This is a genomic window from Spirosoma fluminis, from assembly GCF_054778895.1.
In genome coordinates, this window is the sequence record NZ_BAAGZD010000013.1 from 281,093 (window position 1) to 292,746 (window position 11,654).

Consider the following 11,654-nt stretch of genomic DNA (forward strand, 5'->3'; position numbering starts at 1 on the left):
CAAGATAGCGTACGGTTTCGGGTTTACCGTTTCCCGCTACGGAAAGCGGTTTGTGCCCAGCTTTTGAACCAAAATCGGCCTACTACAACTGGTCGATGGCTGCGGCTAACTGACGGTCTTTTTCGGTAACGACATTCCCCGCATCGTGCGTCGTTAGCTTTATGGTCACCTGGTTATAGACATTGGACCACCAGGGATGATGGTCCATCTTTTCGGCGAGCAGCGCCACCCGCGTCATAAACGAAAAGGCTTCGCTAAAATCAGTAAATGTAAACTCGCGGACGAGTTGGTTATCCTGTTCCTGCCACATAGACGGGTTGATTGAACGTTTAGTCCTACAACCGCCACCTGTGCATCAGGGTTCAGACCGGCGCGGGCGAGTCGTGTGCACACGTGATTTCTCGCTTACTTTTGACAAAGCGCAAACCGGTTTATTGAACTCGCCGGCTCACCGAGCTTTTTCAGCTTTCTGAAATTATTGACGCTGAACTTGTGTATACATAACAAGCTTTACATGGTTCGCGGGCGGCTATTCCTTGGCCGCGTCCGCAGTCGCGTTCACCTCCTTCATTTCTGATGTCCAAAAAGACGTATTTCTTTCTTATCCTGATTCTGGGAAGTTTAACGGCGCTGGGGCCGTTTTCCATTGACATGTATCTACCGGGCTTCCCGGCCATTGCCAACGATCTGCACACGACCGCGGCCAACGTCTCCTTGTCCTTATCCGGCTTTTTCATCGGCATTTCGGTAGGCCAGCTGCTTTACGGCCCCCTGCTGGATAGGTTTGGCCGGAAAAAGCCGCTCTACGTCGGGCTCATTATCTACATACTGGCCTCGATAGGATGCGCCTTTACGGTGAGTATCAACGGACTGATCGTCATGCGTATTATCCAGGCCATCGGCAGTTGCGCGGCAGCGGTCGCTTCGGTTGCCATGGTGCGCGATCTGTTTCCGGTAAAAGACAATGCAAAGGTATTCTCCTTGCTACTGCTGGTAGTGGGTGCGTCGCCGATGATTGCCCCAACGATCGGTGGCTACGTGACCGCGGCCCTGGGCTGGCAGGCGGTATTTGTCATTCTGACGGGGATGGGGACCGCTGTTCTAGGCGCCGTTTTCTTCTGGCTGCCCACGAAATATACGCCCGACAAGTCGATTTCCCTGAAGCCGAAGCCGATCTTGCTTAATTTCTGGCATGTGCTGCGTGAACCCCAATTCTACACCTATGCCTTCACGGGTGCCATCGCTTTCTCCGGACTCTTCGCCTATGTTTCCGGCTCACCAATCCTGTTTATGGAAGTGTTTCATACCGATGAAAAAGTGTATGGGTGGATTTTTGCCTTTCTTTCGGTTGGCTTCATCGGGTCAAGTCAGGTAAATACCCTGCTCCTGCGAAACTACAGGAGCGAGCAGATTGTCCCGGTCGCCCTGATCTGTCAGGTACTCATTGGCTTAACGTTTCTGGCAGTTGCGCTGAACGGCTGGCTGACGCTGCCAATCACCCTTGTTTTTCTGTTCCTGTTCCTGTGCTGCATCGGTTTCACAAACCCCAATGCGGCCGCCCTGTCGCTGGCTCCCTTTGCTAAAAATGCCGGCAGCGCTTCGGCCCTGATGGGCGCCTTACAAATGGGAATGGGGACGTTGATCTCGGTTTATATAAGTATGTTCGAAGTTCCTTCGGCCATTCCAATGGTGATGGGTATGGCGGGATCGGCCACTCTGGCCTTGCTGGTCTTGCTGACGGGACGCAGACGGATACAAAGGCCGGTCGACGTTCAACAGGATGCCGAGGCAGCGCTACTCCACTAGAAGGCGCTTACCCCAGACCCGTTCACTCACTACGTGTTTTTGGGATAAGATTCATTCCCGGCATAGTGACAAAACACCTTCCTGGCTTTTCCCCTTTCATTCAGGTGAAAGACTTCACTGGCCAGTTGGTTATTCACCGACGTGTAGTAGATAACCAACGTATCGATACCTATAAAAACGGTATGCAGCGTAAAGTGCAGGTCGGGATAGGTGCTGAGACCTACCCGAAAGTAGCGCTCCAGATCGTGCCTGCTGGTGATGCAGCCTGACGCATTGAACTTCAGCCGTTGAACAAACGGGGAATGGAATTCCAGCTCCTCAGCATAATGGGTCAAAATGGCGTTCAGGTCGTGCGCATTAAAAGCTTCGATCCATTCGTCGGCAAAACGAAGCGCTTCTTGTTGGGTCATGGCGTTTGTCTTAATTTAAGGTGGTTTCTTCGTCCGGTTGGCCCGGTTTCAGGTACGCATCGGTGAAATGTTCCCGGTGTTTTGGCAGGGCGAATTTATCGGCGTTAAACTGGCTGGACTCCCCTCTTGGAATTGAGAGCGACGTCCAGTTTTTCGCCAGCATTTTTCCCAGAAACACCAGTTGCCCGATATGATACGAGTAATGAGCCAGCTGCCGGTTGATCGCTTCCACAACCGTATGGCCCTGGTTTCGGATATAAATGGTTTTGGTCAGGTCTTCTTCCCGAAGCGATTGAAGAGTCTCCAGAAGAACCCGCCAGCCTTCATCCCATTTTTGACGTAATTCGTCTTTGGACTGACTATCAGGGGTAAATTCCTCATCCCGATCGCGCCATTCTTTTTCGCCATCGGTTGTCAGAAAATCCGTCCAGCGGCTGAGCATGTTGCCCCAAAGGTGCTTGATCAGGATGGCAACGCTGTTGCTTTGCTCGTTGTACTGCCAGAAAAAGGCGTCGTCGGGCAGTTGATCCAGCGTTTTTTCGCCCAGCCATTTGTAATACTCAAATTGGCTGATCACGCTTTTTAAGTAATCGGTTGACATACGGCAAGTTAGTTTATAGCTGAAAATCAGCTGTACTTATCCTTTGAATCAGGAGCGGCTTACGACAAAAAACGGCCGATTATATCGACCACTTCATCCAGTTCTTCCAGCGTATTAAAGTAGTGAGGAGAAAGTCGGACTATCCACTCTACACCCTTACGTTGAAAATCGATCAGAGCAGAATTCGAATACTGCACCGTGTAGACCACTTGCTCACATCGGAGGAGAGCTTCCAGGGCGGAAAGCGAGTGGCGGGGCGTATGGAAACTCAGGATGTTGCTTTGCCGGGAGCCCCAATCCAGTAAAGAGATTCCATCGAGCTGGTTCAAGCCCACCCGGAGCCGGTGCATCAGGCGCTGATTTTGTTGGGCAATCGTCTCCAGGCCGACCTCATTGGCGTACCGAACGGCCTCCGCTAACCCGACAGTAAGTAGCGAAATCTCCTGGGGTTCAAACCGACGGGCGCTGCCCTGCACGGTATAGCTGTCCGATCCGGTCCAGCCAGCCGCCCGCCGGTCGATAAACAGCGGAGACAGACCAGCCTCCAGCACCCGATCGGAGACGTACAGAAATCCCGTATTGCGGGGACCGCGCAGGAACTTACGGCCCGTTGCCACCAGAAAGTCGGGTTGAATGCGGGTCACATCGAGCGGTAACTGCCCCACCGACTGGGCCGCATCGAGCAGATACCAGACGCCATATTGTCGACAGAGGGTACCCATCTCTTCCGCAGGCAGCACCAGACCCGAATTCGTTGGTACGTGCGTTATGGCGACCAGCACCGGCCGGTGTGCCCGAATCAACTCTTCGGCATGCGTCAGATCAAGGTCGCCGTTGGGCCGGTCATTGATACGTATCAGGCGAATACCCAACCGCTGCCGCATCGACAAAAACGCCAGCTGATTGGAAACGTAATCATGGGTAGTGGTCAGCATCGTATCGCCCGCCCGAAACGGAATGGCCGATAAAGCCTGAATGCAGGCATCCGTAGCACTGTACGCATAAGCGATGTTGCCGGGCCGGGTATTCAGTAACCGAGCGGTTTCCTGGTAAAACTGGGCGATCTGATCTGCTCGTAACCGTTCGACTTCGTAGCCACCGAGCCGGGTCTCCTGCTGAAGGTAATTGAGCATAGCCGCCACGACGGGTTGAGGCATCAGGGAGGCTCCAGCGCTGTTCATAAACAGGTGATCAAGGCACCCCGGCGTATCCGTCCGCAGTTGGACGACATCTAAAAAAGGAATCGGTTGTGATTGCATGGGGCAAAAAAAGAAAACCCGCGTCTATGGAGCCAGATACACTTTAGCGATTTCGGAGCCATACAGATCAGTTTGTTGGGCATTAGCTGGCACAACCAAACTGTACGGTTTACTTTGATAAAATCTGTATGGTAATCCGTACAGATCGGGCTGCTACTTTTGCTCCGTAAAGCAGCACTTTTCTACCCAAGAAGCGTATGGCCCTATCGACGCCCAGGTATCAGCAGATTGCTCGTCAACTAGGTGATAAGCTGCGGTTTGGTATGCTAACCGAGGGCGACAAGCTGCCCTCCGTTCGTATGCTCAGCCAGGAGCTTGGCGTCAGCATCAACACCGTGCAGCAAGCCTATTATTGCCTGGAAGCCGAAGGATTGGTGGAAGCCCGGCCTCAGTCGGGTTATTACGTCCGGACCCTGAGCGAACGGATGGGACAGGTACCACGCCGGTCGGCACCCCAGTCCTCGGCCCATCAAACCCCGTTGTCCGATCAGGAGTCGGTACTGCTAAGGCTGATGCGCCAGCAGCGGCAGGCGGACTGGCTGCCCTTTTCCCTGAGTGTACCAGCTCCCTCGCTACTGCCTGTCGGCAAGTTAACCAGGGCTCTGCAGCAGGCCCAGCGCGATTTGCCGCATGGTGGTATCGAGTATGAACTGATGGCGGGCAACGCGGCTCTACGTCGGCAGATTGCCCGGTACGCCCTGTTCTGGGGGAGTCGGCTCACCGATGAAGAGATTATTACGACCGAAGGCTGCACGGGCGCGCTGACCCTATGCCTGAAGGCGGTTACTAAGCCCGGAGATACCGTTGCCGTAGAAAGTCCCATCTATTTCGGTATCCTTCAGACCATTCTCTCGCTGGGCCTGAAGGTGCTTGAGCTGCCTACCGATCCCTTAACGGGCGTTGATTTGGACGTATTGGAAGAGTATTTGAGGGCGGGACGGGTACAGGCCTGTCTGCTGGTGCCCAACTTCAGCAACCCGCTCGGCTGCTGCATGCCGAATGCCCACAAACAACGGCTGGTGCAGTTGATGGAAACGCACCAAATTCCACTCATTGAGGATGACCTCTACGGCGACCTGCATTTCGCCCCCGACCGACCGCTTCCCTGTAAGGCTTTTGACCGGCAGGGACTGGTCCTATGGTGTGGTTCCGTCAGCAAAACGCTGGCTCCCGGTTACCGGGTGGGCTGGGTAGCTCCGGGGCGCTATTATGACGCGCTGCTTCAAATTAAGCGTTACCAGGCCGGCTTCTCGCCGGGCATCACCCAGCAGGCGGTAGCCACCTTTCTGGCGAACGACCGGTATGAGCTGCACCTGCGCCGACTGCGGCAGCGCCTGAAAAGCAACTGTCAACGCTACCAGCAGACCATTCGCGCCTGCTTCCCTGACGGTACGCGCATCAGCGAGCCCCAGGGCGGGTTTACCTTATGGGTAGAAGTCGATACCAGGGTCGATACGCTGGCCCTGGCAGACCAGCTGGCACCGCATAAAATCAGTATCATGCCCGGCAGTTTATTCAGCCTTCAGCCGCAGTACGCCAGCTGCATGCGGCTTAGCTACGGTCTCCCCTTCGACGAGCACGTCGCCCGGGGACTGCAAACCATCGGCCAGCTTGTTCACCAGCAATTAGCTTTATGAAACACCTACGAGCGCCTTTTCTGGCTCTATTACCCGCGCTTTTGCTGTCTTTTTTTCTTGTTCAGTCTGTATGCGTAGCGTCTGAGATACACGATCAGTATAAAAAGCTGGAGTACCGGATTCCCATGCGCGACGGGGTTACGCTATACACCGCCGTTTACGTACCCCGCGACGCGTCACCGGCGAAAACCTATCCCATTCTCATGCAGCGGACCTGCTTTGGTTCTGCTCCGTATGGACCTGAACAGTACAAAACCGCTTTAGGGCCTTCACCCACGCTCCAGGCGGATGGCTATATTTTTGTGTATCAGGATGTACGGGGGCGCTGGGCTTCGGAAGGCCGTTGGACCAACATGACCCCGATGGTCAGCGACCGCCGAAAATCGACATCCTCCAGCTCTGTTGACGAAAGCACGGATACCTATGACACCATTGACTGGCTGCTCCGGCACGTGCCCGATCACAATGGTCGGGTGGGTCTGTGGGGCATGAGCTACGCTGGTTTCTATGCCGTGGCGGGTTCGATCAATGCGCACCCCGCGCTAAAAGCGACTTCCCCGCAAGCGCCTATTGCCGACTTTTTTCGGGAAGACATTCACCACAACGGTGCCTTCACGCAGCTGGCTTTGCTGGCCTACCCCCTGTTCGGCGATCGCCCAACCGGCCCAACAACCAAACCCTGGTTCATGAGTGACTGGATTCAAACGGAGACCCAAACCGAGTATGCCTGGCATATCGGCCTCGGTCCCCTGGCCAATGCGAAGCCGTATTTAGACCGGAATGTGTTCTGGCAACAAACGATAGACCATCCCAGTTACGATGCCTTCTGGCAGGAACGGAACATCCTGCCCCATCTGCGGAACATTCGACCTGCTACGCTGGTGGTTGGGGGCTGGTTCGATGCCGAAGACCTGTATGGCCCCTTAAGTATTTACAAAACACTTGACCAGCAGAGTCCACAATCCCACCCAATGCTGGTCATGGGGCCGTTTGGCCACCGGGGCTGGTCGGAAGAGACCGGCCATACGCTCCACAACGACCTGTATTTTGGCGACAGTCTGGCGACGTATTACCAGCGCACCCTGGAAGCTCCTTTCTTTCATCACTACCTGAAAGGCACGGGCGATGGCAAAACCGGATTACCTAAAATCTGCCTGTTCGATACCGGACTGAAGACCTGGCGAACGTTTACACAATGGCCCGCATCGAACAATCACCGTCTAAGCTGGTATCTGAGCCCGGCTGGCCAGCTAAGCGCACAGGCGGCTAACCCATCCGGTTTCCGGGCGTATGTCAGCGACCCGGCTCAGCCTGTCCCTTACAGTGAAGCAACGCTGACTGCCGAACCGGGTTTCAGCGCGTTGTTCAGCTATATGTCGGCCGATCAGCGATTTGCGTCCAGGCGTCCCGATGTACTCACCTTTCAGACAACTGTTTTGTCGGCCCCCATAACGGTAGGCGGAGAAATTACAGTACGGCTGAAGGTCAGCACGACGGGCACCGACGCCGATTGGGTGGTTAAGCTCATCGACGTGTACCCGCCCGACGAGCCGAATCACCCCTACCGATCTAATCCCCATACGCAACTGGCTAATTATCAGCAACTGGTCCGGGCCGAGGTGATGCGCGGGCGCTTTCGGAACGGTTTCGAAACCCCCAAACCCTTTACCCCGAATCAAATTACAGAAGTGACATTTCAGTTACCCGACGTACTGCACACCTTTAAAAAAGGCCATCGGGTCATGATCCAGGTGCAAAGCAGCTGGTTTCCCTTAATCGACCGAAATCCGCAGACGTTCGTCAACAATATCTATACAGCCAAAGCGACCGATTTCCAGGCCGCTCATCATCGACTGTATGGTAACTCCGTCATTGAAGTAGCTGCGTTGCCCTGAATTCTGTTCGTGAACAGGATTTAAGGCAACCAACATGTATATCCGTTTCGTACGTGTATCCAATTAATGCCAATCCCTTATGAATCCATCTGATCGCCCCTGGAATGCCGACCTCTATCAGCAGAAACACGCGTTTGTGTTCCACTATGGCACTGACGTATTGAATTTACTTAAGCCGCAGCCTGGCGAACGTATCCTGGATTTGGGCTGTGGTACGGGTGAACTGACGGCCCAGATAGCCCTAAGTGGTGCCGACGTCATTGGCCTTGATGCATCGGCAGCGATGATCGCAAACGCCCGGCAATCGTTCCCCCGGCTTAGCTTTCAACAGGGCGATGCTCGGCAGTTTGTTACGGATCAGCCCTTCGACGCGGTGTTCAGCAACGCTACGTTACACTGGATCGACGAAACGGAGCAACCGAAGGTATTGACGAATGTCTTTACTGCGCTCAAAGCGGGTGGGCGCTTCGTGGCCGAGATGGGTGGTCGGGGTAATGTCGAACGGATTCTAAACGCCTTTACCCATGCGCTGAACGGACTGGGCATTCGCAAAGCGGTCGAGATAAACTACTTTCCAAGCCTGGGTCAGTACGCTCGACTGTTGGAAACCGCTGGCTTCACCGTTACGTGGGCGCGGTTTTTTGATCGTGACACACCGCTGGTCGATTCTGTGACCGGCCTGACCGACTGGCTCAGCATGTTTCGGGGCGACATCCTGAATGACCTTACTGATAAAGACCGACAAACCGTTCTGGAGGCAGTGCAGGAAAAGCTCCGGCCAACCAATTTCCGCGACGGCTCCTGGTTTGCGGACTATAAGCGCCTGCGATTTATTGCTATAAAGCCGCTTAAACCGTGACATCTCAGGCGTACGACCACTCTGTAGTCAACCGGTAATCAGGTAGTTACTCCTTACCTGCAAGCTAAAAATGAACTCTCCTCCCAGCCTTTTCTTATGCAGAACTCTATGTATATAATCGGGGCCGGCGCCATTGGCATGACCTTAGCTGTTGTGCTGAGGCAGTCGGGTAAAGACGTAATACTGCTGCACGGTCGGCGGGATAGTTCGCCGGAACCCGAGGACGCGTCTATTACGGTTGAGTCTAGCAATGGGCTTACCGAAACGGCATCTATTCCTATCCGTGAACTGGAACAGGTAAAATTCTTGAACGGCATTGTTTTGCTGACTAGTAAATCGTTCGGCAATCAGGAACTGGCCCAGCGTTTACGCGGAAAAATAGGTCAGTCTCCGCTGGTTCTGCTGCAAAACGGTTTAGGAATCGAAGAGCCGTTTCTGACAGCCGGTTTCCCTCAGGTGTATCGGTGCGTGTTACTGGCGACCAGTCAGGTACAAGCTCCGTATAAGGTTAGCTACAAACCCGTTGCGGCATCGCCCATTGGGGTGATATGTGGCCATGAATCCTGCGTATCGGAGCTTGTGGCGCAGCTGAGTACACCACAGTTCTTGTTCCGGGCCGAGCGCGCTATTCAGCAGACGATCTGGGAAAAGGTCATTACGAACTGTGTTTTTAATGCCATTTGTCCGCTGCTTGGGATTGACAATGGTATTTTTCATCGCAATACGTTGGCGATGGCTTTAGCCCGCGACATCATCGACGAATGTGTGGCCGTGGCGAAGGAAGTAGGTATTGTGCTGAATCAGCAGGAAGTAGAGGAGCGCCTGCTGCAAATCAGTCAACGTTCCGATGGGCAACTGATTTCGACGCTGGTCGACATTAACGAGGGCCGCCAGACCGAAATTGATGCGCTGAACCTTGCCGTAGCCCGTCTGGCTGAGCGACTGGGTAAACCTCAACTAGCCAACCGAACTCGACTCCTGGGTGAACTGGTTCGCCTGAAAGCTGACAATAGATTGGCTTGGCATCGCACTAAGGCAACGTAATGCCAATAAAATACCTCTAATGCTGGCCTAAACCTTATCAGTAACGTAATGCAGGTCGGATTGCCTGAGGCCGAGCGCAGCCTGGAGCCATGACCGACTGTATATGAATTGGGAGGAGTTCGTGAGGGTTTATCCAGATCTGGCTGGTCATCGTGATGCCAGGCTGTATGCCGATCAGGCCTATCTGGAGCTCATGGAGCGCTTTAATCGGGGCCAGTTCAGCAATCGACTGTATTACGCAGGTGTTCGGCTGTTCGGCTGGTGGAATTGGCGCAAGTTCAGGCAGCAACAACGGGCTCAATAACCATAAAAAACTGGTAACTGGATCAAGTTGCAAAATTGTGTTTGTTAGCTAGCTTTACATATAAATGATTATACAATTAATTTATCCTGTATTGAGTCATACTAACAAACGCTAACTGAAAGATGAAACTTACAATATTAGTACTGTCCATATGCTTAGTAATATTTGCTTGTAACGCTCCATATCCGCTTGCGCCTACATCAACAGGTCAAACGCAAGCGTCAGTTTTTGACGCAAAATCAATTAGCAACAACTGGACCATAGACAGTGTTAGGGTATCAAAAATGGATACGCTAACGACAACCTCTATTTATTCTAAGGCCATGTTCGTTTATGCCAAGCAATCTCCCGTTAATGTTGCAGATTTCTCAAAATTTCAGCTAAAACTGAATCAAGATGGCTCATTTAACCAAGTTGACACGGATGGTTCGAAATCTTCGGGGGCTTGGTCACTGATCGATGGAGGAGCTACTCTTAGACTTGAGAATAAAGACACTCAGTTAACTGAACACTATAATATTGCAAAGCTTGATGGTAGTAGTCTGAGCTTTAATGTAGAAATACCGAAGGGCACAACATTTGTTGACCTGAATAAAAGATGGACCTCTCGACTTGGTTCTGTTTATGGGCCAATAGTTTCAAACCGACCTTTAATAACCATTATTAAAATGAGTCATCAGTAGCTATAACCCATTCTATCGATTGTAATTTTTCTAAGCTAGATCTATTACACGAAACTCTTACGCTCTTAATTTATTCTCTTAACATAAGTGTAGTTATGCAACAGCTCTTAGTTAAGTGCAAAATGTAAACTCTCAATTTGAAATTTAATTTTGCATTCACTCTTGTTTTTAGCTCATTAACAATGCGTCATTCAGTAAAGCAAATAGAGAAAAAATTAGCTTCTGTGCCAGAAGATGAAACTATTGAGATTAACCTCAAACAGCTTCTTTTCGTCTACAAAGCCATTGAATAATGGAGAGACTATTTTCACAATGAGAACCATTATCCTACTCTCGAAGAAGTGAAAAAATACATTGGTAATAGGAATCATGGTATGTACTCAGTTCTAGACCATATTTATATCAAAATTTTCGACAATGTATTTTCTGAGGAATTAGAAGATCTTTGAAAAATACTACTGATAAGGTCTTGATTAATAGTCAGTTAATAGCACTTTCTAGAGAATAGTTCTATAACTGATTTTATGTAAAGAAACTATTCCAGGTTTTTACTCCTAATTTGTTAGAGTTGTATATCAGAAAAATTCAAAATATTCATCAATGAGAAAAAGAAATATTGTTGTTCTTATCGGTGTGTTAGGCTTTATTATTTTAATATCAAAACTCGTTTCGCTCTTTATTTATAACGTGCAAATTTTTGATGAGCCTAAATTTGAAGAACTAGCAACTACATGTACTCAACAAAATAAAGTATGCTATAAATGCTTCTATACCCCATCTAATGCTACTACTCAAGATTACATACAACTGAGACGATCTACGGGTGGTAAGGATAGTATTATTGCTAACTACGAGCGATATGATATAGTGGACACAATTCAGTTGATTAATGAATCAACTATTAGACTTGTGCTTGAGGATACAACAGCTTATATAAAGAGTAAGGATACCATAGCAGTAAAAATCAAGTAATGACCTGTTTTATTTGTTGTATAAGTGGCAATACGTTAACCATGTTAAGAATTGTCTCTATTGATGCGTGAATTAACCTGTAAAGAAGCCAATCTCCTTTTTGTAGAAGAAGGCTTGTACTAATCTCCGATCTTTTCCCAAAGTGTCGATTTGCTCTAAAACAGCTTCTGTCAGGGCTTCCAAC

At 51.0% G+C, this 11,654-nt stretch carries 12 protein-coding genes; 8 read left to right on the top strand and 4 right to left on the bottom strand.

Annotated features, from left to right (window positions below):
* Positions 1-82: 82 nt before the first annotated feature.
* Complete coding sequence (locus ACYVBJ_RS17135) at positions 83-310, bottom strand: 4a-hydroxytetrahydrobiopterin dehydratase (RefSeq protein ID WP_460983521.1); 228 nt, start codon at positions 308-310, stop codon at positions 83-85.
* Positions 311-576: 266 nt separating this feature from the next.
* Between ACYVBJ_RS17135 and ACYVBJ_RS17140 the strand changes: the two genes are divergently transcribed.
* Positions 577-1,806 (top strand): multidrug effflux MFS transporter, encoded by a 1,230-nt coding sequence (locus ACYVBJ_RS17140; protein ID WP_460983522.1) that lies wholly within the window; start codon positions 577-579, stop codon positions 1,804-1,806.
* Positions 1,807-1,835: 29 nt separating this feature from the next.
* Here ACYVBJ_RS17140 and ACYVBJ_RS17145 read toward each other — a convergent pair whose 3' ends face one another.
* Genes ACYVBJ_RS17145 through ACYVBJ_RS17155 form a run of 3 tightly spaced genes read right to left on the bottom strand, consistent with a single transcriptional unit; the run spans position 1,836 to position 4,076 of the window.
* Complete coding sequence (locus ACYVBJ_RS17145; protein ID WP_460983523.1) at positions 1,836-2,216, bottom strand: nuclear transport factor 2 family protein; 381 nt, start codon at positions 2,214-2,216, stop codon at positions 1,836-1,838.
* Positions 2,217-2,226: 10 nt separating this feature from the next.
* Positions 2,227-2,817 carry a DinB family protein gene (locus tag ACYVBJ_RS17150; protein WP_460983524.1) on the bottom strand — a complete coding sequence of 197 codons (591 nt, stop codon included), beginning with the start codon at positions 2,815-2,817 and terminating at the stop codon, positions 2,227-2,229.
* A 59-nt stretch (positions 2,818-2,876) separates the two neighbouring features.
* Positions 2,877-4,076: an aminotransferase class V-fold PLP-dependent enzyme gene (locus ACYVBJ_RS17155; RefSeq protein ID WP_460983525.1), complete on the bottom strand. Its 1,200-nt coding sequence runs from the start codon at positions 4,074-4,076 to the stop codon at positions 2,877-2,879.
* 197 nt (positions 4,077-4,273) lie between these two features.
* On the opposite strand from ACYVBJ_RS17155, the gene ACYVBJ_RS17160 reads away from it, so the two are divergent.
* From ACYVBJ_RS17160 to ACYVBJ_RS17190, 7 genes are all read left to right on the top strand, one after another.
* On the top strand, positions 4,274-5,713 hold the full coding sequence (locus ACYVBJ_RS17160) for an aminotransferase-like domain-containing protein (RefSeq protein ID WP_460983526.1): 1,440 nt from the start codon (positions 4,274-4,276) through the stop codon (positions 5,711-5,713).
* Positions 5,710-7,608, top strand: a complete 1,899-nt coding sequence (locus tag ACYVBJ_RS17165; protein WP_460983527.1) for a CocE/NonD family hydrolase — start codon at positions 5,710-5,712, stop codon at positions 7,606-7,608. The genes ACYVBJ_RS17160 and ACYVBJ_RS17165 overlap by 4 nt, the downstream gene beginning before the upstream one ends.
* Positions 7,609-7,687: 79 nt before the next feature.
* On the top strand, positions 7,688-8,467 hold the full coding sequence (locus tag ACYVBJ_RS17170) for a class I SAM-dependent methyltransferase (protein ID WP_460983528.1): 780 nt from the start codon (positions 7,688-7,690) through the stop codon (positions 8,465-8,467).
* A gap of 96 nt (positions 8,468-8,563) precedes the next feature.
* Positions 8,564-9,511: a ketopantoate reductase family protein gene (locus ACYVBJ_RS17175; RefSeq protein WP_460983529.1), complete on the top strand. Its 948-nt coding sequence runs from the start codon at positions 8,564-8,566 to the stop codon at positions 9,509-9,511.
* A gap of 103 nt (positions 9,512-9,614) precedes the next feature.
* Positions 9,615-9,815 carry a hypothetical protein gene (locus ACYVBJ_RS17180; protein WP_460983530.1) on the top strand — a complete coding sequence of 67 codons (201 nt, stop codon included), beginning with the start codon at positions 9,615-9,617 and terminating at the stop codon, positions 9,813-9,815.
* Between the two features lie 122 nt (positions 9,816-9,937).
* Entirely contained in the window at positions 9,938-10,498 is a 561-nt protein-coding gene (locus ACYVBJ_RS17185) for a hypothetical protein (RefSeq protein ID WP_460983531.1), read from the top strand.
* A gap of 600 nt (positions 10,499-11,098) precedes the next feature.
* Positions 11,099-11,470 (top strand): hypothetical protein, encoded by a 372-nt coding sequence (locus ACYVBJ_RS17190; protein ID WP_460983532.1) that lies wholly within the window; start codon positions 11,099-11,101, stop codon positions 11,468-11,470.
* Positions 11,471-11,654: the final 184 nt, after the last annotated feature.